Genomic DNA, 26,731 nt, shown 5'->3' on the forward strand with positions numbered 1-26,731 from the left:
TCTTAGAATTTAAGAGGATCAGTTTCCAGGTTTGATTTGTTCAGATTTCCTAACTCAAGCTTAGGATTTCACCAAGCCTCCGAGAAAGGGTTTTGTGATTAATTCTGGGTTAGTAATTGTCCTTGTTCTAAAGGTTTTACAAGAACCCCTTCACTCAATTTATCAAGACCCGCAGTAACGATGCGATCATTTTCTTTGAGAATATCTCCACTGACGATATAGTCATTTCCAGACCTTCCTTCAATGGTGATTTCTTCTCTTGAAACAGTATTGTCCTCATTTAAAACATAAATGAATCGCTTGTTTTGAATTGAAGTCGTTGCAGATTGTGGGACGAGAAGAGCATTGGGATATATTTGCTCCATTAAAATTTTTCCTGTATTTCCTGTTCTTAATAGTGTGTCAGGATTTTCGAAGTGAGCTCTCAAAGTGATTGAACCTGTAGATCTATTGATCTGACCTGAGTTGGCATCAATGGTTCCCACTTTATCATAAACACTCCCGTCAGCCAATACTAATTTTACATCAGGATTCATTTTCTTGGAAGTAGAGTCCTTCTTCATTCTTTCAAAATAAAGGTAGTCAGACTCACTCATGGAGAAATAAACATAGATCTCATGAACGTTTGACAAAACTGTCAATGGCGTCTCATCTGATTTTTTAACCACGTTTCCGATTGATTTTGGTATTCTTCCCATCAAACCATCGACTGGAGCTTTTATCGTAGTAAAAGCCATGTTAATACGCATATTCGCAGCTTCTGCCTCAGCTTTGGCCAAAGAAGATTGAGCTACCTCATAATCAGCAATGGTAGTCTCCATTCTTACTGGAGAAATCACTTCGTTTTCGATCAAAGGTTTTAGCCTGTCAATTTCAGTTTGTGCCTTTTTCAATTTAGCCTTTTCGAGATCCACATTGGCTAAAGCATTTTTCAAGTCCTCCATGTAGGGTTGACTGTTGATTTTAAACAATGCATCACCTTTGTTTACATATTGGCCTTCGTCAACATAGATTTCTTCTAATATCCCTTCTACCTGAGGTCTAATTTGAACATTTTCTACACCTTCGATAGATCCAAGGTATTTATAGGAAATAGCTGCAGGCTCTTCTTTTAAGGTCAAAACTGGTAAAGCAATTCCTTCATCTTCAATTTCTTCCTCCTCACAACCATAAAACCCAAAACTTAGCGTTAAGCAAGTAAGGATAATGGCAAATGGTTTAAACTTATGCTGTTTGATCTTTAGTGTTTTCATGACGAATAGGTCGAATTAGTGCTGATAACAGTTGGTATAAAATGGATTTAGAAATAATCATACCACTGCAATTTTTTGCACTTGATGAAGGTTATGGCTTGATTTTCAGCGAGTAGTGGGTCAGGGCAGGCTAAAAAGTGGGTAATTTTTGATGAAGTTTGGGGAATTTTTCCGCAAATTTTACTGATTTAAGGGACGTATGCTTCAAAATCAGAAAGCTTTGACCTCTTTTGTGGAAAGTATTTAACTAACCTTTTAACAATTTTTAATCCTATCTCTTTCAAAACAGTACCTTTTAAGAAAGGAGTAAAAATAAAAAGCGATAAGCCTAATTTTTACTACTTTTGCCCCCAGAATGGATATGCAAAAAATTAGAAATTTCTGTATCATCGCCCATATCGATCATGGGAAGAGTACACTAGCGGATAGATTACTGCAAGAAACAGAGACGGTCGCAGACCGTGACATGCAAGAGCAGTTGTTGGATAACATGGATTTGGAACGCGAACGCGGGATCACCATTAAGTCCCACGCGATTCAAATGCGGTATACTCACGAAGATGAAACCTATACACTCAATCTGATAGATACTCCTGGACATGTGGATTTTTCATATGAAGTTTCCCGGTCTATCGCAGCTTGTGAAGGAGCATTGCTTATAGTAGATGCATCGCAGGGTATCGAAGCTCAGACGATTTCCAATTTATATCTGGCCTTAGGTCATGATCTGGAGATTATTCCGGTTTTGAACAAGATAGATTTGCCTGGAGCTGATCCAGAAGCAGTGGCAGATGAAGTGATTGATTTGATCGGTTGCGATAAAGAGGATATTATTCTTGCCTCCGGCAAAACGGGGATTGGTATAGATGATATTCTGAAAGCTGTGGTCACTAGAATCCCAGCACCATCAGGAGATCCTGAAGCGCCACTTCAAGCCATGATTTTCGACTCGGTATACAACCCGTTTAGGGGAGTTGAAGTCATTTTTAGGATTTTCAATGGTACTTTCAGCAAGGGCGATAAAATTAAATTTGTCAATACCGGTAAAGAATACGAGGCAGATGAAATTGGAATCTTGGGATTGAATCAAATCCCTCAGGAAACCATGAGCGCCGGAAATGTAGGTTACCTTATTTCTGGAGTTAAAGTTGCCAAGGAGATTAAAGTCGGTGACACCATCACCCATATAAAAAGACCCTGTGCCAAAGCTATTCAGGGTTTTGAGAACGTAAAACCAATGGTTTTTGCAGGGATTTACCCAGTAGAGACCACGGATTATGAGGAGCTAAGAGCTTCCATGGAGAAGCTTCAACTAAACGATGCCTCCTTGGTATGGGAACCTGAAACTTCCATGGCCTTGGGCTTTGGTTTCCGTTGCGGATTCCTAGGGATGCTTCATATGGAGATAATCCAAGAGCGATTGGAGCGGGAGTTTGATATGACTGTAATTACCACAGTTCCTTCTGTGCAGTTCAAAGCCTTGATGACCAGTGATGAGTATCAGGTGATCAATGCACCTTCTGATATGCCAGACCCTACCAAAACTAAGCATATTGAAGAACCTTATGTGAAGGCTTCTATCATTACTGCTGGAGAGTACGTAGGTCCTGTAATCACCTTGTGTATGGATAAACGAGGTCAGATCAAAAATCAGGTATATCTCACAGCAGATCGGGTAGAACTTACCTTTGACATGCCTTTAGCGGAAATCGTCTTTGATTTCTTTGATAAGCTAAAAACCATTTCCAGAGGTTATGCCTCTTTGGATTATGAATTAATTGGATACCAGGTTTCACATATGGTGAGGTTGGATGTTATGCTTAACGGAGAACCTGTGGATGCATTATCTGCGGTCGTTCACCGAGATAAAGCCTACGAATGGGGCAAGAGACTTTGTGAAAAGCTTAAGGAATTGGTTCCAAGACAGATGTTTGAAATCGCGATTCAGGCAGCAATCGGTCAAAAAATTATCGCAAGAGAAACGGTAAAAGCCTTGCGTAAAAACGTATTGGCCAAATGTTATGGTGGTGATATTTCACGTAAACGTAAACTTCTGGAAAAGCAGAAAAAAGGGAAAAAGCGAATGAGACAAGTAGGAAACGTAGAAGTTCCTCAGGAAGCGTTTATGGCGGTGCTCAAGCTTGATTAATCTGGAAGTACGATTTACGAAGTACGAAGTTTGAAATACAAAGTACGAGATTGAACTGAACTTCTAGAACCCTATTAATCTTAAGATAACTTAGAGTGAAAATTGAAATTTGAGAAATGAGAAATGGAAATTTTAGATTAATGAAGTAACTTATAGTTAAAAATTTCCATGAGTCAAGCGTTAAAAGATCGGACTAAGAAGTTTGCAATTGATGTTTGGTATCTATGCTCAAAAATACCTCAAACGAGAGAATTCAATAATTATGTAAACCAGCTTTTGAGATGCTCTAGTTCAGTTGCAGCTAATTACCGAGCTGCAATGAGAGCAAAATCAAATGCTGATTTTATTTATAAACTTAAGATTGTAGAAGAGGAAGCCGATGAAAGTCAGTTTTTTCTTGAAATCCTAGAGAAAATTTCCTCAAAGCAAGACTTGAGACTAGAAATTGAAAGGTTAATAAAAGAATCAGATGAGCTAATTGCTATTGTTGTAGCAAGCCTTAAGACGGCTCGATCTAAAATTAAAGACTAAAAAATTGTTGGAAGCTCGTATTTCGTAAATCTTACTTCGTACTTACTTCTTCCCAAATCGTAACTCGTAAATAAAATGATCTTAATCGACGGAAAAAAAACATCCTCTGATATCAAGTCTGAAATTGCAGCTAGAGTTGCTGAAATAAAAGTTGAGGGTGGAAAAACACCACACTTAGCAGCTATTCTTGTAGGGAATGATGGGGCAAGTCAAACCTACGTAAACGCAAAAGTGAAAGCTTGTGAGTTTTGTGGTTTTGAATCTACCTTGGTAAGGTTGGAAGAAACAATTTCTGAGGAAGAGCTTTTGAAAGTAGTGGAGGATATTAACGAAAACCCTGAAATCGATGGGTTGATTGTTCAGCTCCCTCTTCCAAAGCATATTTCTGTAGAGAAAGTTACCAATAAGATTAAGCCTGAGAAGGATGTGGACGGATTTACTCCGGCAAACGTAGGGAGAATGGCACTTAACTGGCCAGCATACGTGGCAGCAACTCCTTATGGAATCGTGGAGCTGTTGAAAAGATATGAGATTGAAACTTCCGGGAAGAATTGTGTAGTCATAGGAAGAAGTCATATCGTCGGAAGCCCAATGAGTATTTTGATGGCTAGAAACGGCTATCCGGGGAATGCGACGGTGACTCTGACCCATAGCCGTACCAAGAACTTAGAGGAGATTGCACGATCTGCAGATATTTTGATCGTGGCTTTAGGTAAGCCTCATTTCGTAACTGCTGATATGGTAAAGCCAGGGGCTGTAGTGATTGATGTGGGGATCCACAGAATTGAAGATGCGAGCAAAAAATCTGGATTCAGGTTGGTGGGAGATGTGAAGTTTGATGAGGTTTCAGAAGTTGCTTCAGCGATCACGCCTGTACCAGGAGGTGTAGGTCCGATGACAATTGCATCTTTGCTTTACAACACTTTGTTGGCAGCAGAGAAGAAGGTCTACGGATAAAATTAAAAATATTTGGAAAAGCTGTGGAGTAGGGGTTGCTTCGAATAGGCAACATTTCTACTTTTGCTGACCCTAACCGCGCACGTGGTGAAACTGGTAGACACGCCATCTTGAGGGGGTGGTGCATTAAGTTGTGTGGAAGTTCGAATCTTCTCGTGCGCACAAAGAAGCTCTGAAGTAATTCAGGGCTTTTTTCTTTCCCTCGGTTTTTGAAAAATTCTCATCGGGAAGGCAAGACTTTTTTATTAGTTCGAAATGATTTAGTTTACGAATGGCTTATTAAGTTAATTCAATAAGTTTTTTTTAATTATTAAATCAAAAGTTTTTATGAGGCTAATTAAGTGGGTACTCTTAGTTTTTTTTATTTCCTGCACAGGGGAGAAATCAGAATATCAAACTGAGGAAAAATCCGAAACAGAACCAGAAGAGGGGATTGTCCTTCGGCCAATCAATATCTATGAGAAGTTACCAGACCCAATAGTTCAAATTGATAGTTTATTTGAATTTGTGGATCTGGTGCCTTTTGAAGTTCCAGAATCAGCCTTTTTATCATCCATAACTAAATTAAAACTAGTAGGGAGTGAATTTCTAGTGTTCGATAAAAAGCAATTAAAATTGATGTTGTTTGATAAGTCGGGCAAGTTCATCAGGACTTATGGATCTAAAGGGGAAGGGCCAGGTGAATATTTAGACATTTCTGATTTTGAAGTTTTTGATGGAAAAGTGTATCTGATGTCAAGAGGAAATCAAGCGTTATTGGTTTATGACGTTGATTCAGGGGAGTTTTTGGAGAAAATTCCAATTGGCATTTTTGGAGACAAGTTGGCTTCAGTAGGAAATGGAGAGTTTGTGATTTACGTAAATCATAATACTGCAAATGATCATTTTAATATTTACAGAATTGATAGTATGGGAAATATTCTGGATTCTTATTTTAGGTTTGATCCAAAAAAGGAAACAATGATAATTACTATCTCCGGTTTTATGACGAAATCTGAGCTAGGGGTCAATTTTTCAAAGCCTTTTCATGATACGGTCTATACTTATGATGTTGAAGGAAAGGACTTTAAAGCAAAATACCATACGGATCTATTAAGCGAATTTATGGTTGAAAATCAGCGAGATTTTATGGCTTTAGCATCTCCTGAGACTTTGGTGAAATCCGTTAGAGGAGGAGAATCCATGAACGGGAATTATTTGTTGGAGAATAAGGATTATTTAGTCTTTAATTTTCTGGATTATTCCACATTTAAATCTGGAGTATTCGATAAAGAGAATTCCGAATTTTCAGTGTTTGCTTATATTTCTGAAAATCCAATTTTTAGACTTTTTGATGATCCACAAGTTCTAACTGATGATAATTTGCTCTATTTCCCAGTTTATGGCGAAAAGGTGATGTCAGATGATTTTATCAATCAAAATTTTGAATCAGAGTTTCAATCTAAATTAGTTGAAAAGTTAGAGGCGAAAGGGAAGGATTACCCTTATTTTATTTGTGTAAGTCGTATCAGGTAAAATTCCATGGATACTTGGTAAGTTATTTATACTTTTTTCCACCAATGACCTCTTTTGATGTGCTGCTTCTCCAGAAGCTGGACATAATTCTATCCATTTAAAGCTATATATGTAGAAATAAAAATCTCTATTTTCCACCAATGGACTCTCAGTTGCCCAATAAATTCCCTAGCTTTTCGAGCTAATTATATTTCTTATGAACCGACTACTTAAAGCAACGCTTTTCTTTGCTGCAATTTTTATTTCCCAATTGACTATCGCACAAACTGCACAGTATCCTTTGGTGAAGGGCTATGGAGGTATTTACGAAGTGCCAGATGCCATAGAAAGACCAGATCCTAGCCTAGATTATAAAATCATCGTGGACATGTCCACAGGTGCTTCTGACCCCAAACAAATTAGCCGTTGGGTAGATAATGTTGCTCGCATGATGAACCTACATGGATTGGCTGGAGTGAAAAAAGAACAGATGCATGTAAAAGTGGTAATCCATGGGGGAGCTATTTTTACGGTTCTAAATAATGAGGAATATCAAAGCAGATATCAAGTAGATAACCCTAACCTGCCTGTCTATCAGGCATTAAAAGATGCAGGGGTAGAATTCCTGGTTTGTGGACAGTCCATGCATGCCAGAAATCTTAAAAAAGAGAATATTTCTCCTTTGATTGGTATTGCGCATTCGGCATTGACTACCATCACCACATATGTTCCTCAAGGCTACACATTGCTGAAGTTCTAATACTTGGAATAATTATTGGTATTTTTGGAGGACCAGTCTATGAAAAAAAATAGTCCTTCATCCAAAACTGCCAGTAAGGTCGTTATCGGCTTTATCTTTGCCACCATCTTCTTGATCGGTGTGGCAGGGTTGACTTATTATACCCTCAATCGTCTGGTGAAAACTGTGGCGGAACTGGCCGAACCCAATCAAAAGTTAAATCTTTTGAACGAACTGCAGGCCGAGATTTTTGAAGTTTCACAGATTGAAAGTGTTGGGCCAAAAGGAGATTTTCGGGTTCAGGACTCCACCATCAATTCCTTAAATAAGAAGTTGGATCAGCTGGATGAATGGGCCACCGATGATCTGGAGAAAGCCAATATTGAAATTATCCGAAACAACCTTTCTACGCTCATTACTGGGTATGTGGATTTATTTGAAGTAAAGAATAACCTAGCCAATCGGAATTTTACACGTGAAGCTTTAAGAAAAGTGGAGTTGGGAATCAGAAGAAGGGCTTCGGAGGTGGAAACTGCACCCCTAAGAACCATTAAGCCATCGGATATTATCCTCAATCAGCTAGAAGAGCAGAATGCCAAACTTCAGGAATTGCCTACAGGGCAGGAGCTTCAAAGAGGAAGATTGCCAGCGGATGTTGCTCGAGAGGAAGATAAACTGGTCAACTACCTCAAAAACCTTCAAAAACAAAATACCCAAGGAAATAAGGATTCCCAAGCGGGGACTTTGGATAGTATCCTTTACAATATCCGCGGGGTGATTAGCAGGATTTATCGTGAAGAGTCTTATCAAAGGCAGAAACTGGCAACATTGGAATCCGAGCTTTCCCAAAAGCAAAGTGAGATCATTGGAACTATTCAGCAGCTACTAAGAACTTTGCAAAGGCGCGTTTTGGAGGATTCCGATTCTCAAAACGTGGCAGCTTATGGACTAGCAAATGATGTTATTTTCTTTTTGGTTTTAGTTGTGGCTTTTGCAGTACTTGGCTCAGCAATTCTGGTTTATTCCATTCTTAAAGAGATTCGCCTCAATAGATCTTATCAGGAAAATTTACTCCTCTCACAGCAAAAGGCCGAACAGCTGGCAAAATCGAAACAAGAGTTTCTGGCGAATATGAGTCATGAGATCCGTAATCCACTTCATGTGATTCAGGGTTACCAGTCTGTTTTGGAAAAATCACATCTTGATACGGCACAACAATCTTATTTGAGAATGATTGGCTTTGCTTCGCAGACCTTAATGGAAATCGTGGATGATGTGCTCGATTTTTCTAAACTGGAAGCAGGTAAGTTGAAGTTGGAATTCACTCCTTTTGACCCGGTAAATCTATTTGGTTCGCTTCAGAATTTTTTCGAATTACAAGCGGACGAAAAGAACCTTGGCTTTCATTGGTCGGTCGATCTCCCGGAAGATAAGTGGTTGCTTGGAGATCAATTGAGGCTCAAACAAATCCTTAATAATTTACTTTCCAACGCATTCAAATTTACCGAGGAAGGATCTATAAATGTGGGAGTGAAATGGGTGGAAGGAATTCTTACGGTAGAAATAAAAGATACTGGTATTGGGATGAGTGAGGAAGTTTTGGAAAAGGTGTTTTTGGAATTCGATCAAGCGGATAATTCAATTTCCAGGAAATTTGGAGGGACGGGACTAGGACTGGCAATTGTGCACCGACTGGTTCATTTGATGCATGGAGAAATCAATACTTCAAGCAAAGTTGGAGTAGGAACCTGTATTTCTATCTCCTTACCTATGGAAACCACCAAGGTGCAGATCTCCGATTCCATTAATGAAGAGTTTAATTTTATAGATTTGACTGGCAAGAAAGTACTCTTAGTGGATGATGATAAAGTAGGCTTAAAATATTTAGAGACCATTTTGACATATTTCGGCGCAGAAGTGATTTCTTTTCCAGGCGGGATAGAGTATAGAGATAATTTTGAGGAAACGGAAATAGACCTTGCCATCACTGATATACAGATGCCTGAATTTTCCGGTTTTGAGGTCGTAAAATCCCTTAGAGGTTTTGATGCGTATGAAGATTTGCCTATCCTAGCCATGACAGCAAATGTCTTTGTAGAGGAAAAGGAAAAGATGATGCAGGAAGGTTTTGATGAATTGCTTTTTAAGCCATTTCAAGAAAAAGCTTTAGTCTTATGCTTAGGAAATGTCTTCCCTGATCGGGCAAAAACAAAGAGTCTTTCTTACCCTTCAGAAGCTCCGGTGGAAAGTAATGAGCTTTTTGACTTGAAGGATATGAAACGCTTCTGCATGGGAGATGAAGCTTTATTATTAGATATCCTAAAAGATTTGATCAAGGATACAGATCACGATATGAAAAAGCTTCATAATGCCAGAGAAGAGGATCGATGGGATGAAGTCTTGGAGATTTGTCACCAACTGGGAAGTAGGCTAGGTCAGATTAAGAGTCCTAGCGGAGAACTGGCCAGGAAAGTGGAAAATAGCTTGAAATTAGGCACGAGGAATGGCCTTGATGAAGTATTGAATCTATTAGAACTGGAAGTGGAAAGGTTGCTGGGAGCTCTCTCAGAAAGTTTGCTTTCTACAGAGAGCCATTAATTTAATCCAGCCCGTATTTTTCCATTTTACTATACAAGGTTTTTCTGTCCATTTTCAATATCCTTGCAGTTTTAGATTTATTGAATTTGGTGTCATTTAAGACTTTTTGGATCAATTCTTTTTCCTGCTCAATCCATTGTGTTTTGTAATCTTTTGGAGAAGGCAACTCTCCTGGTTGAGAAATTGAACTGTTTGAAAAACTTGCGCTAGACATAGAATTTGGTTCGTACAAGCCTTCTGGCAATGCATCTTTTTCTACCTGATCGCCATTTGTCAAGAGTACAGCTCTCTTGATGATGTTTCTTAATTCCCGCAGGTTTCCTGGCCAATCATAGGCTAGAAAAATATCCCAAACCTCGGGAGATAATGTTTTGACAGATTTGTTTAGGCGTTCATTACTTTCCTCCAGGAATTGTCCGGTGAAATCTTCCATGTCTTCCTTTCTTCTTCTTAAAGGGATTGCCTGAAGAGTGAATTCGTTTAGTCTATGGTAAAGATCTTCGCGAAACTGACCATCGCCAGAGTTTGCGATTAAGTTATCGTTCGTCGCTGCGATTATTCTTACGTCGATCTGGATCTCTTTATTTCCACCAATTTTCCGGATTCTCCTTTCTTGAATCGCTCGAAGTAATTGTATCTGAACTTCATAGCTCAGGTTTCCGATTTCGTCTAAGAAGATCGTGCCGCCATTGGCAGATTCAAAATGACCTGTTTTATGCTCCAAAGCCCCGGTAAAGGCACCTTTTACGTGACCAAAAAGTTCACTTCCGGCAAGTTCTTTAGGTAAAGCACCACAATCGATTGCTACGAAAGGACCATTTTTTCTGGTAGATAAATCATGAATTCGTCTGGATACGAATTCTTTACCTGTTCCAGTTTCTCCTAAAACCAAAACACTTAAGTCTGTTGGCGCAACTAATTGGATGTGTTTTTCCAGCTTTTCTGCTTCATTGGAGCTCCCTATGACATAACTACCTTTGGCAATTTTAGTGTCCTTTGATTTAGGTTGCGGTGATGAAATTGGTGTCGGTTCAACAGGCGTTGATTTTGCAGACAAAGATTCCTTCACCGTTGCCAATAACTCATCTGGGTTGATTGGTTTTGTAATGTATTCGAAAGCTCCAAGCTTCATCGCCTTAATAGCAATTCGGATGTCAGAATAGTGGGTAATTAAAATTACTTGTGTCTGCGGAAATTTGGATTTGGACCATTGTAATAGCTCCATTCCTGTTCCATCAGGCAAACGAAAATCAGCAATGATCAAATCAAAGCTTTTCGAGCTGAGGATTTGTTGGGCATCTTTAACCTTGGTGCATGTTTCAACACTGTACCCATTTTTCTCGAGAAAAGTCTTTACTATTCTTGAATAGGTAAGATCATCTTCGATTAATAATATATGCTTCATGTATTAATTTGCCGTTGGGACTACAAGTTTACAAAAAAAGCATCGGGCAACTTGCCCGATGCTTTAAATTTAGGTGAATTGAGCAACTAGTTTACTATTTCCTTGCCTTCTTGGTCGTATTTTTTGGTCAGTTTTTCTTCTGTACCATCATCAAATATTACCTCGAAAAGGAAGGTTCCATCCAACTGAGTAATTTGATATGCTTCAGCGATTGGCAAAGCTTTCAAGGTTTCGTCAGCTGCAATGGTTGATTTCACTGCATCGGGTAGAGCATCAGCTTCAATCTTAACTTTTTCCTGTTGAGCTGATACTTCTATTGGGTTTACATTTTCCAAGGTTATTTGTGGTGCAGCCATTGCTGCTCCGGTAAATAACGTAGCTATGATTAAAAGCGACTTTTTCATGGTTAATAGTTGGTTGTAGATGTTAATTGGTAAAGTAGTTAGAGTCCGGACTCCTAACCCGAGTTTTTCAAGTTCGGATCTAAATATCTTTTATGCGAAGCCTGTGCCAAGTGCCCAAATGCGTTAAAGAGCTACGTTTTTGAGAAATGTCAAAAATAATTTTGTGGAATTACACCTCAAATTGTTCTTAAGAAACCTAAAAATGTCCCTATGAATGGGCGTTATTTCTTCTATTTCGGTGATTTGCCTATTTGAGGATTAGTTGCAGAATTTAAAATCTTGAAATCGAACTTTTTTGAGGAAAAATTCTTTTAATTTCTAGTAACTTTGTCCATTCAAAATAACATTCGCCAGAATCCATGAGTGACGCCATCAAACACGAGTGCGGAATAGCAATGATCAGGCTTCGCAAACCTGTACAATATTACATCGATAAGTACGGGTCTGCCGCTTATCCAGCAAACAGGCTCTATGTCCTGATGCAAAAACAACTTAACCGAGGTCAAGATGGGGCAGGGGTTGCCAACATCAAGATTGGTACAGACCCAGGGACTAGGTATATCAGTAGATACCGTTCGATTGAGCCTTCAGCAGTCAACTATATCTTTGATAAAATCAATAAGAAGTATAAAAAGGCAAAGAAGCTAGGTGGGCATGACGCTTTGACGGATGGCGCTTGGCTTAAAGAAAATATTGCCTTTACAGGAGAAGTTTGGTTGGGACATTTACGCTACGGAACCCACGGTGAAAATAGCATTGAAACCTGCCATCCTTTTTTGAAGCAAAACAACTGGAGAAGCCGGAACCTAGTGATGGCCGGAAACTTCAACATGACGAATGTAGAAGAGCTATTCAGTAAGTTGGTTCAGTTGGGTCAGCACCCAAAAGAGAAGACGGATACGGTGACAGTGATGGAAAAGATCGGCCACTTCTTGGATGAAGAAAATCAGCGAATTTTTGATAAATACAAACATCAATATTCCAATGAACAAATCACCCATGTCATTGAGAATGAACTGGATGTTGCTAGAATACTAAGAAGATCTTGCCGAGATTTTGATGGAGGATACACGATGGCAGGAATGATTGGAAACGGATCTTCATTCGTAGTGAGAGACCCTTCAGGAATTCGTCCAGCCTATTATTATGCAGACGATGAAGTAGTCGTTGTAGCGTCAGAGAAGCCAGCCATCAAATCTGCTTTCAACATAGATTTTAATTCCATTCAGGAGATTAAGCCAGGGCATGCCTTGGTTATCAATAAAGACGGATCTTATGCAGAGTCTGAAATTCTCCCGGCAAGAGAAAAGACCTCTTGTAGCTTCGAGAGAATTTATTTTTCTAGAGGTACAGATCCGGCGATCTATCAGGAGCGAAAAGATTTGGGTAAAGCATTAATTCCGCAGATTCTTAAAGCGATTGATTTTGATTTGAAGAACACAGTTTTCTCTTACATTCCAAATACTGCTGAAACTGCATTCTTGGGAATGATTGAAGGATTGGAGGATTACTTGAGTGCCAAAAGAAGAGAGGTCTTCATGGATAACAAACCTCATATGGGTGAGCTTGAAGAACTTCTTAATTTCAGACCAAGGGTTGAGAAATTGGTCAGTAAGGATGTCAAATTGAGGACATTTATCACCAATGATGATGATCGAGACACCATGGTAGCCAATGTTTATGATACTACCTATGAAGTGGTAAAATCAGGAGTAGATTCTTTGGTGGTAATTGATGACAGTATTGTCAGAGGGACTACACTTGAAAAAAGTATTTTGACGACTTTAGACAAGTTAAATCCTAAGAGAATTATTATCGTTTCTTCAGCTCCTCAAATTAGATTCCCAGATTGCTACGGAATCGATATGTCGAGAATGAAGGAGTTTATTGCTTTCCGTGCAGCACTTGCTTTGATCAAGGAAAGGAACATGGATGATTTATTGGATACGGTTCACGAATCTTGCTTGAATCAGCCAAATGCCTATGAGAATTTTGTAAAGAGAATTTACGAACCATTTACTAATGATGAGATTTCTGAAAAAGTGTCTCAAATCGTTGTCTCTGGAGGTATCAAAGCTGAAGTGAAAGTGATATTCCAAACAGTGGAAAACCTTCATAAGTGTATCCCTAAGCATACGGGAGACTGGTATTTTACTGGTGATTATCCTACCACAGGGGGGACTAGAGTGGTGAACCGCTCTTTTGCCAACTTCATGGAAGGAAAAACTGTCAGAGCATACTAAACCAAACAGGTTTAAGTTTCAATATAAAGGGCACATGGAATTTTCTTTGTGCCCTTTTCTTTTTGCTTGAGCTGCATGATATATTAGTGTTTTAATAGAATTTAATAGCTTCAAATACGATGGAAATAAACGTACCATTACTTAAGGAAATTTGTGAAATAGCTGGAGCACCAGGCTTCGAAAAGCGTGTGAGAGATTTGGTCCTAGACCTTGTGACTCCACATGTGGATGAGGTGAAGGTTGATAATATCGGAAATGTAATTGCGATCAAAAAGGGGAAAAGAAACCCAGATGGCAAGCGCGTGATGGTGGCCGCTCACATGGATGAGATAGGTTTTATTGTTACCAATATTGATGATAATGGATTTCTTCGTTTCCACACCTTGGGAGGGTTTGATCCCAAAACTTTGACTGCCCAAAGAGTGATAGTTCATGGTAAAAAGGACATAGTAGGCGTGATGGGCAGTAAGCCAATTCATGTGATGTCACCTGAGGAGAGAACTAAGCTTCCGAAGACCACTGATTTTTTCATCGACTTGGGTATGCCCAAATCTGAAGTAGAAAAATTCATCACAGTTGGTGATCCTGTGACCAGAGATCGCGAATTGATAGAAATGGGAGATTGTGTCAACTGTAAGTCTATTGATAACAGGGTAGCAGTGTTTATTTTATTGGAGACCTTAAAGCAACTAGAAAATCCTGCCTATGATGTCTATGCAACTTTCACGGTTCAGGAAGAAGTGGGCATTAGAGGAGCCAATGTGGCGGCTCATGGGATAAACCCTGATTTTGGGATTGCTTTAGATACAACCATTGCTTTCGATGTACCAGGTGCACAGGCTCACGAAAAAGTAACCGAACTTGGAAAGGGTACGGCTATAAAAATCATGGATGCGTTGACTATATGTGATTATAGAATGGTGGAGTTTATGAAGCAAACTGCCCAGAAGGAAGAAATCAGTTGGCAGCCAGAGATTTTGACAGCTGGAGGTACCGATACTGCTGGAGTTCAAAGAATGGGGAAACAAGGAGCCATCGCTGGAGCAATCTCAATCCCTACAAGACATCTTCATCAGGTCATAGAAATGTCTCATAAGAAAGATATTTTTGATTCCATTTCACTTCTTAAAGCCTGCTTAGAGCAAGTAGATTCATACGATTGGAAACATTAACAGATTTTCCCTGAATTAATAAGCCCTGTAGACTTTACTACAGGGCTTTTTTTATGTCTTGATTTCCAGTGGTCTTTTTTTTGCATTTTTTGATGCTATGAGTCAACTATTAAAGCCTCAAAGCTTAAAGACAAAGCCAGAAAAGGTTCGGGTTGAGCCATTTTTGGCTTTTGGAAATAAGGAAACTGTTTTTGTAAAAGGACGAGTAATTAGCTCCTATAGGGAGCGGAGGCCTTCTTCAAGAAATTCTTGGATCAGAAATATTATTGCATCTATTCGGAGATACTCAGTATTTAGCGTGGCTAATGCAAAAGTTGAAATCATGCTTCATGAGAAAACTTTTGAAGTAGAAACCGATGAAGATGGGGTTTTTGAGAAACAAATTGAGGTGAGAAATCCCAATCCTGGAGTGGTGGAACAAGTCAACTTTAAGGTAAAAAGTCCTGCCACTAAAAATAAATCTGTTTGGGTTGCAAAAGGGGTCTCAAGGTTTAACCAAAAGACAGGAGTTATCTCGGATATTGATGATACCGTATTAATCTCACACTCTACAGAGTTGGGGAAGAAATTTTGGCTTTCTATATCTAAAAATGCTTATACCCGAAGGCCTCTTCCTGGGGTTTCCAAGTTTTACAGAGCATTGACTCATAATGGAGAGAATCCAATATTCTATGTTTCCAGCAGTGATTGGTCTTTGTACGATTTGATCCGTGATTTTATGAGGTTTAGAAACATTCCTCTTGGGCCCACATTGCTCAAGGATAAACACATCAATATTAAGAATATATGGAAGTCCGGTGGTGGAAGCCACCAACATAAACTGGAAAAGGTGCAAAGGATTTTTGACCTATACCCCAATATGAAATTTTTTCTAATTGGTGACAGTGGACAACATGACCCTGAATTATATGCGGAGATTATCAAAAGTAATCCCGATAGAATTCTTGCAGTTTTTATTCGCTTAGTCGGGTCCTTGGAGCCAGAAAGAAAGGCCAATCTAGAGAAAATTATAGGCCTTAATAATTTCTTCTTTATAGAATCATCAGATGAAGCCCTCGAGTTGGCTTCAAATCATAAATTCCTAGAACAATAAAATTATGTCTAAAGTATGTTTATTCATTTATAATCCGATCTCTGGAGAGAATTCCTTAGATGAGGAATCATTGATCGAAATGTTTCAGGTAAAACTTCCTTTATACCAGGTAGAAGTTTTTGTCACCACTGGTAAGGACGATGAGTCCAAGGTGAAAATTGAATTTGATAGAGTTAAGCCTGAAATGGTTTTAATTGGTGGCGGAGATGGTACAGTTAAAATGGTGGCAAAATCTCTTAGAGAGGAAAATGTGCCGCTTTGCATAGTTCCTTTAGGTTCTGCGAATGGTTTAGCAAAATGTATGGGGATTCACATGATTGAGGATGCTTGGGAGGCAATACGGGATCATAATATTTATGATGTGGATGCAATCAGAATCGGTGATGAACTATGTCTTCATTTATCAGACTTTGGGTTTAACGCCAATTTGGTGAGAAGATTTGAAGAGAAAGATGGGCGAGGGATGCTGGCTTATATACAAAGTTCAGTTTCGGAAATATTCAATATGGAGCCCCATAGGTATTTGTTGACAATCAACGGTGAAAGCCATAAAGTGTCTGCAAAAATGCTAGTGATTGCAAATGGTGATCAGTATGGGACTGGAGCATTGATCAATTGCAATGGAAAAATCAATGATGGTAAATTTGAGATAATTGCTTTAAACCCAGAATCGGCAAAAGATTATATCCGAATGACTTTGGCCATGTTTAGAGGAGATTTAGAGGAACAAAAAGATTCCAAGATCTGGAGATGTGAGAGATGTGAAATAGAAAATGTAGACGATATTGAATTTCAGATTGATGGAGAAGTAATGGGAACTCCAAAAAAGGTGATTGCTGAGATAGAAAAGCATGCTTTTAGGTTTGTTGGTTTGAAAACAAAGGCAGTTTGTCAATAGTAAATTCACTCAGCCATTTGTCATTCAAAGGGTTTTCTTTTCTATTTTATTCCATAACTTCCTGTTTCATTTTCAACTAATCAAATGAGCAAATACATACTTTTATTCGTAATGGGAGTTGTGTCTATTTCTTGTACTTCAGGAAATAGTACGAACAATGAAGTTAAACCAGAGAACCAGCAATCAGATTGGCAGGTAATGTTTAATGGTGAAAATTTAGATGGGTGGATACCTAAAATACAGCATCATGAAACTGGTGATAATTATGCAGAAACATTCCGGGTTAAAGACGGTATCATAGAAGTGAACTACGATGATTATAACGAGGGATTTGATGATCGTTATGGACACTTATTCTATGAAAAGCCATTTTCATCTTTTCATATGACCTGGGAATATCGATTTACGGATCAATGGCTAGAAGATGCGGCAAGTTATACCTATAGAAATAGCGGTGTCATGTTTCATTCCCAAGCTCCAAATTCAATTTTAAAGGAGCAGGATTGGCCGATTTCTGTAGAATGGCAGATGCTCGCTGAAGAGAAAGAAGGTGTGCCAAGACCTACGGGGAATATGTGTTCACCTGGAACAGATGTGTTTTTTGAAGGAGAAAAAGATCCAAGACATTGTATTAATTCAACCTCTCCAACTTTCCAATGGGATGAGTGGGTAAGAGCAGATTTAATAGTTTATGGAGACTCTTTAGTGATCCATATGGTAAATGGAGATACTGTTTTGAGATATACCAAACCGCAGATTGGAGGAGGTACAGCTACGCGTTTTGACCCAAATATTAAGGTGGATGGTACCCCATTAAAAAGTGGTTATATCGGACTTCAAAGTGAAGGTCAAGGTGTTTTATTTCGGGATTTGAGAATTAAAGAGCTTTAATTCCTTGCAGTTGAAGGGTTTGAGTATTTCTGACTATCTTAAAGTCAGTAAAATTTTTCAAATTAAATCCTTTCTCTTCTATGGAATCAAAATATGGTTTTTTAAAAATGACTATTGCTGAATTTGGTCCTTGGATCGAATCTCAACGAATTGCCCGTACAATACTGACAGTTCAACAGCACCATACTTGGAGCCCTAGCTATGTCCATTTTAATGGCTCAAACCATTTTGATCGACAAGCGAGTATGCGTAATCATCATGTCAGAAATAATGGCTGGAATGATATAGGTCAGCACTTTACAACATTTCCAGATGGAACGATTCTGACTGGCAGGTCACTAGAGGCTAGCCCAGCATGCATTTATGGAGCAAATAGAGATTCCATTTGCATCGAACATTTTGGGGATTTTGATGAGGGCAAAGATCAAATGACGAATGAGCAGAGAGATACTGCCGTAAAGTTAACAGCAGCTCTTTGTCTCAAATTTAGACTTCCGATCAATACATTCAGTATTATATATCATCATTGGTTTGACCTGAATACTGGGAAACGAAATAATGGTACAGGAGGAAATAAATCCTGTCCCGGTACCAATTTCTTTGGAGGTAACAAGGTGGATGATTGCCAGGTAAATTTTTTACCTCTAGTAGCAGCGCAAATTGGAGATAGGCCTACACCACGGCCACCACAGGCTATTCAAAAGTATGTTGCAGTTACGGCTTCTGCTTTAAATGTTAGAGTAGGACCAGCCGGCTCAGCTGCTCTCGCTTCAGATCGAAACGCCGTGCTTATGGGAGGAATTCTGAGGATTTATGATGAGGCAAATGGATGGTTAAAAATATCAAATAGCCAATCACACTGGGTTTATGGAAGGTATACTGTCGATGTAAAAAGAGCTACTGTCAATGCCAATGTACTTCGGGTGAGAAGTGGTCCGGGTACTCAATATTCCATCGTTGATAACCTGATGGAACAGGAAGAAGTCTTTATTTCAGAAGAGCACCAAGGCTGGTGTAAAATCAGTTTGGAACAAAAGTGGCTAAGTAAAGATTTCTTAGACTTTTCCTGAATAAAAATATAAATCAATAAAAAACCCGGAATTTACGATTCCGGGTTTTTCAATAATCTTATATTTTGAATTAGCCGAGTTTAGCTAAACTTTCTTCCAATGCTTTGATTTTCGCCTCAGCGTCTGCTTGCTTTTTACGCTCCATAGAAATCACTTTTTCAGGTGCTCCATTAACAAAACGCTCATTGCTTAATTTCTTCATCACTGAGTTAAGGAAGCCTTTGGTGTAATCCAATTCTTTCTGAATGTTCTCTTTCTCTTCTTCCACATTAATGGAATCTCCCATAGGGACAAAACATTCATCAGATTTCACAACGAAACTAATCGCATTTTCCACCTTATCGCCAAACTCCAAGCTAGAGAGATTAGCTAGCTTCTTTAGTACTGCCTCAAATCGCTTATAAAGCTCAGGGGTGGAAGTTTTGATGGTTAAATCCAAGGTTTCCTTTGGAGACATACCTTTAGAAGCTCTTAGATTTCTTACTTGAGAAACCACCTCAAAAACTTGATTTGCCTCCTCCGTAATAGTTGCGTCAAATGTTTTCTCCTCTGGCCATGAAGCTAAAATCAAGGATTCTTCTACCGATCTTTCATCAATTTGATGCCATAACTCCTCGGAAATAAAAGGCATAAATGGGTGTAAGATTTTCAGGATATCCTCAAAAATCTCAATGGTTTTATCATAGGTTTCTTGATCAATTGGATGCTGATATTCTGGTTTGATCATTTCTAGATACCAAGAGCAGAAGTCTCCCCAAACCAATTTGTATGTCGTCATTAAGGCATCCGAAATACGGAATTTTTCAAAATGAGCATTGATTTCGGCTAAGGCTTGATGGAATCTATTTTCAAACCATTCAATACTAGACTTATTTGCTGCACCATCTAAGCTTGGGTCAATTTCCCAACCTTTCACCAAACGGAATGCGTTCCAGATTTTGTTCGAGAAATTTCTTCCCTGCTCCACTAACTTATCATCATAAGGAAGGTCGTTTCCTGCAGGAGAAGAAAATAGCATTCCTGTTCTAACTCCATCCGCTCCATTCTGAGCTATAAGCTCCAATGGGTCAGGGGAGTTTCCGAGAGACTTGGACATTTTCCGGCCAAGTTTATCACGAACTATCCCTGTTAAGTACACATTGTTGAAGGGTTTTTCGCCCATGTATTCATAACCAGCAATGATCATTCTTGCCACCCAGAAGAATAAAATCTCTGGTGCGGTTACCAAGTCATTGGTTGGATAGTAATATTTCAATTCCTCGTTCGCTTTGCTGGTTGTAAATACTTCCGGATCGAAAACTGAAATCGGCCAAAGCCAAGAGCTGAACCATGTGTCCAAGACATCTTCGTCTTGCTGAAGGTCCTTAGCAGTAAATTGACCGCCAAATTGCTCATTGGCTATTTTTAGTGCTTCCTCTGCGGTTTTAGCAACTACAAATTCCCCATTTGGAAGATGGTAAGCAGGGATTCTGTGTCCCCACCATAGCTGACGAGAGATACACCAATCTCTTACGTTGTCCATCCAAGCACGATACATGTTCTTGAATTTTGGCGGATACAATTGAATGATGTCTTCCATGACTGCCTTTTGAGCAGGTTTGGTGATTTCATCCATTTTTAAGAACCACTGTAATGAAAGCTTTGGCTCAATTACAGCATCTGTTCTTTCGGAGTGACCGACATTGGATTTATAATCTTCAATTTTCTCCAACTGATCGATTGCCTTCAGTTTCTTGCCGATCATTTTTCTGGCGACAAATCGATCTTCTCCTACTAGAATCTGAGCTTTTTCATTGAGTGTACCGTCATCATTTAAGATGTCAATCACCTCTAATTTATGCTTCAGCCCAAGCTCGTAATCATTAATGTCATGTGCAGGAGTAACTTTAAGGCAACCTGTACCAAACTCCATATCCACATACTCATCCTCGATGATTGGAATCGCTTTATTAATCAAAGGAACAATAGCTTTCTTTCCTTTCAGATGAGTGAATCTTGGGTCATTGGGATTGACACAGATAGCCACATCAGCCATAATAGTTTCAGGACGTGTGGTAGCAATGGTCAAGAATTCATCTGCGGTACCTTCTATTTGATATTTGATATAATAAAGTTTGGAGTCAATCTCTTTGGTGATTACTTCATCATCAGAAAGAGCAGTTTTACCTTTCGGATCCCAGTTAACCATTCGGATGCCTCGGTAGATTTTTCCTTTTTTATGTAAATCCACAAAAACAGAAATAACCGCATCGCTCAAGCCTTCATCCATAGTGAAAGCTGTGCGATCCCAATCACAGGAAGCACCTAATTTCTTTAATTGATCTAGAATTATTCCCCCGTATTTTTCTTTCCATTCCCAGGCATGCTCAAGGAATTTCTCACGTGTAAGGGATTTTTTATCGATTCCCTGCTCCTTCAGTAGGTTGACCACTTTGGTCTCCGTAGCAATGGAAGCATGATCTGTTCCTGGAACCCAAAGCGCATTTTTGCCTTGCATTCTAGCACGACGTATCAATACATCCTGAATGGTATTGTTTAGCATATGTCCCATGTGCAAGACACCTGTGACGTTTGGTGGGGGCATAGTGATCACATAAGGTTCCTTATTAGGATCAACTTTTGATGAAAAAAGCTTGTGCTCCATCCAATAGGCATACCACTTGGCTTCGGTGGTAGCTGGATCATATTTGCTAGCAATAGACATAAAACGGATAATTAATTGAGGTGCAAAAATAGGGAAAAAGCCAATTTTGGAGGCATGATTGAGTGATCAATTATAGGAAGTGGGAAAAATAGGTAGATCAGAGCGATTGTCTGGACTCCCTAGCCCATGGCAAGTTGGCGTATGACATGACATATCTATGTCCTCCTGAATGGATTCGAAGGTTTTTAATCCCAAAGTGCAATACCATACTGTTGTATTGCTTCCCCAGTCGCTGGACGTGGCAATATGCCTAAATCAAGTAATTTGAAGCTCCAAAAGCCGGGAGTTCACATAATCAATATTTAATCTCCATTACCTCAAATACCCGATCTCCTTTAGTTAAACTTAAGGTGGCCTTTTCTCCCACTTTTTTGCCGATTAAAATCATGGCAATTGGTGAAATAAAGGAGATTTTGTTTTTGGAGATATCGGCTTCATCTACACCCACCAGCTGATAGGTCATGGCCTTAGGACTTTTTCCAATTTTGAGTGTGACTTTTGCGCCGAAACGGATTTCGTTTTTGGGTTGCTCGCTTAGATCCACAATTTTGGCAGTTGCAATTCGCTCATCCAGCAATTTAATTTTTGCACTGATAAAATTAGAAGCAATTCGCTTTTCTTGTTCCGTAGCTGCTGTGAGGTTACTTTTCTCTTCAATGAGAGCCTGTTTTTCAGCTTGCAATTCCTCCATTCCAGTTTCAGTGACATAGTTGGTGACTCCGCTGGGTAAATCAGCTCTGGGTGGAACTAACGGGGTTTCTTCCTGATCTTCTTCTTTTACAAATCCTCTGCTCATGGTTTGGGTATTATACTCTCAAAAGTAAATAAGGAGTTTAGGAAGGAATTAGTTTCATTGAAGGTGTCTGGACATGGGTTTCAAATGATTACCCTTATTTCCTTTTTTCGAAGTAAATGACTTCTTGATCTAAGTGGTAGGTCATATTGAAATCGAGCAATAAAGCTTGTCCTATAAGCCCATCTCCTTGTCTTTCTGAAATTTCATTTAAAGGATCAACTTCAAATACAACAGGAATATTTCTCCATTCTTTTGTCGCAAGTTCAGCAGAACGGATTTTGCCTCTTAGATTGTTCGTGATGGTTGAATCTATACTAAACCCTTTTCTGCTTTTGTATTTTTTTTGAGGGTCCAATAAGTCAAATTCAGTAATCGCACTGTTGTGAAGTGTAATGTGATTAGCAGCACCAGTGTCAATTTTTAAAATCATGGATAGACTTTCTTTTGATTTTTTAGGTGTTACACTTACTGGTAAACCAAAATGCCCCGATTCAAGACTAATTATTTGTAGAGGTATTGAGTTGCCAGAATACTCATAATTAGCAGGGGAGAAAAAACGCATTTCCATAGCATCAATGTTAGTTTCGACAACTAGTTGATTGAGCAAGTCCAATCCCAAAATACCATCAACATTTGTTTTAAGGTATGCACTTAAATGAGATAAATCCATCAAATAAAATGTGAGGTCTTTTAGTTCAGAATCTTCTCCAATTGATAATTGGTTGTTTATTGAAGTTTTCGAAACTAGTGACTTTCCTGCAGTTCCAATTTTTGTTTCCCCAGAATAAGTAAGGTCTAATTTATCTTCAAGACTCTGGTCAATTGCTGTGACTCCAGCTCCCGAATCAAACATGAAATTCCACGATTGTGAGTTGTCATTTATTTTAACCTCTATAAAAATTAAATTATCTATAATCTTTATTGGGGTCTTATCAATCAATTGCATCCCAAAAATCGGATGAATGCCTAAGAATAAAATCGAAATTATCAGGAGCTTCTTCATTTGGAATAGAGATTAAAGTAAAAGCTTACTTAATGTATCTCAATTTGAAGCATTAAAAAAGGGGAGTCTTTTAATTTTTATTTTAGAGTTCGTTACAAAAGATCATGAAATGAGGACATGATGAAATAAAAGGTATTGGTTTGTAATAAAATAAAATTTCACCTGAACTAATTTAAATCAATAAACACCTAAAGGAAAGGTATTCAGAGGTATACTGACTTTGGATTTTTTCAAAAAATGATTTCAGTAATTAATGGCTTTCCATTTCATCTTTAAACCCTAAATTTGCTTTCTGAAAGATTTTTGCAAATGAGCGATAGCACTACCAACACCTTGAGTACTTGGGTGGAAGTTCCAAAAAACTCCGATTTCACGATTTACAATCTACCTTTTGGGATATTTAAAAATAAAAGGTTGACGCCTAGAGTTGGAATAGCCATAGGAGTCAAAATTGTAGATTTGAGTGTTCTGGATCGTGAAGGTTTCTTTTCTGATTTCTTCCTTCCAGAGGGTATTTTTCATAGCGACGTACTAAATGATTTGATCTCATTAGGCAAAGTGCAGACTAAAAAAATTCGTGAGCGTGTGCAGGAGTTGCTTCTTGAAGATAATGAGAAACTCAGAGATCATTCAGCAAGAGGAAAAGTGATGGTCAACCGAAAGGAAGCAGAGATGTTACTTCCTGTCAAAATTGGAGATTATACTGATTTCTACAGTAGCTTGGAGCATGCCACCAACGTAGGTAAAATGTTCCGGGATCCTGAAAATGCATTGCTGCCAAATTGGAAACATCTTCCCGTAGCTTATCATGGGAGGGCTTCTAGTATTATCCCTTCTGGAGTTCCGGTTAATAGACCCAAAGGTCAGTTTAAGAATCCAGACATGGAAAAGCCAGGATTCGGACCTTCAAAAAAAATGGATTTTGAGCTAGAACTAGCTTTTATTACTGGGAAGTCTACCAAATTGGGTGATTCAGTTTCTACCGAAGATGCAGAAGATTATATTTTTGGTTTCACATTATTTAATGATTGGTCTGCCCGTGATATCCAAGCTTGGGAATATGTGCCTTTAGGTCCATTTTTAGGTAAAAGCTTTGCTTCGTCCATGTCTCCTTGGATCGTTACCTTGGAAGCATTAGAGCATTTTAGAGTGAACGGGCCAAGCCAAGAGCCTGAGGTGCTTCCTTACTTGAATTGTGAGACACCACATAGTTTTGATATTAATTTAGAAGTTCAAATTCAGCCTGAGGGGAAGAAGGCGACCAAGGTTTGTCAGTCGAACTTTAAGTATATGTATTGGAATGTTGCGCAACAATTAGCTCACCAAACCATCAATGGATGTAATATCAATGTGGGAGACTTAATGGCTTCAGGTACCATTTCTGGCGATGCAGAAGAGTCTTTTGGGTCGATGTTGGAGTTGTCTTGGAATGGCGAGAAAAGTTTGCAATTGGATGGTGGGGAAGAAAGGACTTTCTTGGAAGACGGTGATACTGTGATCATGAAGGGCTATGCTGAAAAAGACGGAATTAGAGTTGGTTTTGGAGAATTGAAATCCCAATTGATTCCAGCCAAATAAGAGTGAGGAACTCAATATAAAGGCTTTCGGATTGATTTTCGAAAGCCTTTTTTATTTTTTAATTATTTATTCTGATTGAAATTAGTTATTTTATAAGTAATTGATATTCATGTAGATACATGTAAATAGAACTTTCTGTATTTCTATTTCAAGGTTCCCTTTGGAAGGGATTGTAATTCTCAGGTCTCCACTTTTTTTAGGAGATAAAATCTAACTATTTCAATTTTTATATAGGCTCATCATGGCAAAACTTAAAAACTTCTCAATCACAACTCCTTTACTTTTCGCTTTTCCGTTGAAAAGTGAATGGGCAGTAAATCCAATTGACCCAGCAACCCCTATAAATTCGGGAGGCTGGGATGACGCCGGTACCCTCAAATTTTCAAGAGGGTTTATTCTAGCAAAAAATGATGCAAAGTTCTTGTACTTAGCAATCGATGTAGTTCAGGATACCGGAAATGATACCAGTACAAACGATTATTTTTGGTTAAGTTTTGACTATAATCGGGATCGGGCTATTACCAGTAATGTTGACCTAAACTATGGTAATTATCCTGGTCAACCCAATAAACTTGGGCTCCAAAAGTACCTGGGGCCTGCGAAATGGACAGGTTTAAGTGTTCCTCCGAAATCACAGGTTGTTCAGGAATTTGGTCCTAGTCCGAATTCCTCTGTGAGCCATAGGATCTGGAAGTTTAAAATAGAACTAAAGGAAATAAACGTTTCACTTTCTTGGCCTTTAAGTACTCCATACACTTATTTTGGACTTAGGGTTAGATCTAGCAACCCAAGCTTTTTAACAGATTTCCCTGGTGGCTTTTATAAGGATTTTAAAAAATTAAGACAGTTGATTCTTTGTAGGAAACCTACAGTACCAACGGCTGACCTAGGAGATATTGTGGGTAGTATTGGCCTGATACCTACAGGAAACAGTGTTCTTTCTCCGGTTACAGGTAGAGCCACAACAGACCCTAGTTATTACATTTCTGTTGAGAATGCTGCTTTTGGAGGGACACTCAATTTGATTGGAAATAGAACTAAGATTAAACAGCTTTGGGATACCAATAACAAAAAATACAAGGTTGAAATTGCTCCAAATGGTGGAGGTTATTCAAAGTTGATCAGTAACTGGTCAAATTACCGATGGACAGGAAGTACTTATGCGTTACAGTCATTTGCCCCTTCTGCTTATGGGTATTATCAGTTGGCAAGTCCCTATATAGATTATTCAATTGATGATTTATTAATTCAGTTTCCTACTACGGCGCTGTTGCCTGGGTTGTACCGAATCCGGGTAACCTTCTATCAGGGAACTAGCTATACAGTCCTTACAACCCATGAGTTTAAAGTGTATATTGATAATCATGTGCCAGCCACAAATATTGAGAGTATCAAACATGGTAGAAGTGAAGTTTCTGCCTGTGCCATTGAAAATATAGGTGCTGCTCCAGACGGGCTGAACTTTAGGATAACTGCAAATGATCCAGAAGGTAATCTTCGAGGGGTTAGTTTCTATGCTACGTATGGGGATGGATTGAGTACTTCCATTTATTCTGAAGGATATTCACCCTCAAAAGGGAACTGGACAGGATTTACCAATAAATTGATTCCAGTTTCAGGAAATTGGAGGCCTCCTCAATCCTGTGCATATAGCTTTGTTTTAGTCGCCACAGCAAGGACTACCAACGGATATAGTTGGGTAGGAAGAAACAGCATTCACAGAAATGTAACTTTGCTGTTATAATCTTAAAAT

Annotated in this window: 20 protein-coding genes and 1 tRNA gene; 15 read left to right on the forward strand and 6 right to left on the reverse strand. The window is 38.8% G+C overall.

Translation table 11 applies throughout. The annotated features are described in order from the left end of the window. Positions 1-98 precede the first annotated feature (98 nt). Positions 99-1,253: an efflux RND transporter periplasmic adaptor subunit gene (locus tag ALPR1_RS07185; RefSeq protein ID WP_008199552.1), complete on the reverse strand. Its 1,155-nt coding sequence runs from the start codon at positions 1,251-1,253 to the stop codon at positions 99-101. 355 nt (positions 1,254-1,608) lie between these two features. On the opposite strand from ALPR1_RS07185, the gene lepA reads away from it, so the two are divergent. From lepA to ALPR1_RS07220, 7 genes are all read left to right on the forward strand, one after another. Further along, positions 1,609-3,402: a translation elongation factor 4 gene (lepA, locus tag ALPR1_RS07190; RefSeq protein WP_040302625.1), complete on the forward strand. Its 1,794-nt coding sequence runs from the start codon at positions 1,609-1,611 to the stop codon at positions 3,400-3,402. 168 nt (positions 3,403-3,570) lie between these two features. Next, positions 3,571-3,933 carry a four helix bundle protein gene (locus tag ALPR1_RS07195; protein ID WP_008199554.1) on the forward strand — a complete coding sequence of 121 codons (363 nt, stop codon included), beginning with the start codon at positions 3,571-3,573 and terminating at the stop codon, positions 3,931-3,933. 75 nt (positions 3,934-4,008) lie between these two features. Beyond that, the gene (locus ALPR1_RS07200) at positions 4,009-4,890 is read left to right on the forward strand and encodes a bifunctional 5,10-methylenetetrahydrofolate dehydrogenase/5,10-methenyltetrahydrofolate cyclohydrolase (protein ID WP_008199555.1); all 882 of its coding nucleotides are present in this window, start codon (positions 4,009-4,011) and stop codon (positions 4,888-4,890) included. Positions 4,891-4,968: 78 nt separating this feature from the next. Continuing rightward, a tRNA-Leu gene (locus ALPR1_RS07205) sits at positions 4,969-5,052 on the forward strand. 165 nt (positions 5,053-5,217) lie between these two features. Next, positions 5,218-6,405, forward strand: coding sequence for a 6-bladed beta-propeller (locus ALPR1_RS07210; protein ID WP_008199558.1), 1,188 nt, complete (start codon positions 5,218-5,220; stop codon positions 6,403-6,405). 196 nt (positions 6,406-6,601) lie between these two features. Beyond that, the gene (locus tag ALPR1_RS07215; RefSeq protein WP_008199560.1) at positions 6,602-7,144 is read left to right on the forward strand and encodes a DsrE family protein; all 543 of its coding nucleotides are present in this window, start codon (positions 6,602-6,604) and stop codon (positions 7,142-7,144) included. Between the two features lie 39 nt (positions 7,145-7,183). Next, complete coding sequence (locus ALPR1_RS07220) at positions 7,184-9,721, forward strand: ATP-binding protein (RefSeq protein WP_008199561.1); 2,538 nt, start codon at positions 7,184-7,186, stop codon at positions 9,719-9,721. Position 9,722: 1 nt separating this feature from the next. Here the strand turns inward: ALPR1_RS07220 and ALPR1_RS07225 are convergent, their stop codons facing one another. Together ALPR1_RS07225 and ALPR1_RS07230 are read right to left on the reverse strand one after the other, a co-directional pair. Next, positions 9,723-11,126, reverse strand: a complete 1,404-nt coding sequence (locus ALPR1_RS07225) for a sigma-54-dependent transcriptional regulator (protein ID WP_008199565.1) — start codon at positions 11,124-11,126, stop codon at positions 9,723-9,725. 86 nt (positions 11,127-11,212) lie between these two features. After that, on the reverse strand, positions 11,213-11,530 hold the full coding sequence (locus tag ALPR1_RS07230) for a hypothetical protein (protein WP_008199567.1): 318 nt from the start codon (positions 11,528-11,530) through the stop codon (positions 11,213-11,215). A 359-nt stretch (positions 11,531-11,889) separates the two neighbouring features. Between ALPR1_RS07230 and ALPR1_RS07235 the strand changes: the two genes are divergently transcribed. From ALPR1_RS07235 to ALPR1_RS07260, 6 genes are all read left to right on the forward strand, one after another. Beyond that, complete coding sequence (locus ALPR1_RS07235; RefSeq protein WP_008199570.1) at positions 11,890-13,773, forward strand: amidophosphoribosyltransferase; 1,884 nt, start codon at positions 11,890-11,892, stop codon at positions 13,771-13,773. Positions 13,774-13,892: 119 nt separating this feature from the next. Continuing rightward, entirely contained in the window at positions 13,893-14,945 is a 1,053-nt protein-coding gene (locus ALPR1_RS07240; RefSeq protein WP_008199572.1) for a M42 family metallopeptidase, read from the forward strand. A gap of 97 nt (positions 14,946-15,042) precedes the next feature. Next, positions 15,043-16,038, forward strand: a complete 996-nt coding sequence (locus tag ALPR1_RS07245) for an App1 family protein (RefSeq protein WP_153231775.1) — start codon at positions 15,043-15,045, stop codon at positions 16,036-16,038. Positions 16,039-16,042: 4 nt separating this feature from the next. After that, entirely contained in the window at positions 16,043-16,936 is an 894-nt protein-coding gene (locus ALPR1_RS07250; protein ID WP_008199577.1) for a diacylglycerol/lipid kinase family protein, read from the forward strand. An 84-nt stretch (positions 16,937-17,020) separates the two neighbouring features. Then, complete coding sequence (locus ALPR1_RS07255) at positions 17,021-17,827, forward strand: 3-keto-disaccharide hydrolase (RefSeq protein ID WP_008199578.1); 807 nt, start codon at positions 17,021-17,023, stop codon at positions 17,825-17,827. An 80-nt stretch (positions 17,828-17,907) separates the two neighbouring features. Further along, entirely contained in the window at positions 17,908-18,897 is a 990-nt protein-coding gene (locus tag ALPR1_RS07260) for an N-acetylmuramoyl-L-alanine amidase (RefSeq protein ID WP_008199579.1), read from the forward strand. Positions 18,898-18,967: 70 nt separating this feature from the next. Here the strand turns inward: ALPR1_RS07260 and ALPR1_RS07265 are convergent, their stop codons facing one another. From ALPR1_RS07265 to ALPR1_RS07275, 3 genes are all read right to left on the reverse strand, one after another. Further along, a complete protein-coding gene (locus tag ALPR1_RS07265) occupies positions 18,968-21,601 on the reverse strand; it encodes a valine--tRNA ligase (protein WP_008199581.1) in 2,634 nt (877 codons plus the stop codon). Between the two features lie 295 nt (positions 21,602-21,896). Beyond that, positions 21,897-22,397 (reverse strand): GreA/GreB family elongation factor, encoded by a 501-nt coding sequence (locus tag ALPR1_RS07270; protein WP_008199583.1) that lies wholly within the window; start codon positions 22,395-22,397, stop codon positions 21,897-21,899. A gap of 94 nt (positions 22,398-22,491) precedes the next feature. Next, a complete protein-coding gene (locus ALPR1_RS07275) occupies positions 22,492-23,343 on the reverse strand; it encodes a retropepsin-like aspartic protease (RefSeq protein WP_161599220.1) in 852 nt (283 codons plus the stop codon). Positions 23,344-23,709: 366 nt separating this feature from the next. On the opposite strand from ALPR1_RS07275, the gene fahA reads away from it, so the two are divergent. Both fahA and ALPR1_RS07285 read left to right on the forward strand, forming a co-directional pair. Beyond that, positions 23,710-24,978, forward strand: coding sequence for a fumarylacetoacetase (gene fahA / locus ALPR1_RS07280; RefSeq protein ID WP_008199587.1), 1,269 nt, complete (start codon positions 23,710-23,712; stop codon positions 24,976-24,978). A 241-nt stretch (positions 24,979-25,219) separates the two neighbouring features. Then, positions 25,220-26,722, forward strand: a complete 1,503-nt coding sequence (locus tag ALPR1_RS07285; RefSeq protein ID WP_008199588.1) for a hypothetical protein — start codon at positions 25,220-25,222, stop codon at positions 26,720-26,722. Positions 26,723-26,731: the final 9 nt, after the last annotated feature.

This window comes from Algoriphagus machipongonensis (assembly GCF_000166275.1).
GTDB classification, from domain to species: domain Bacteria; phylum Bacteroidota; class Bacteroidia; order Cytophagales; family Cyclobacteriaceae; genus Algoriphagus; species Algoriphagus machipongonensis.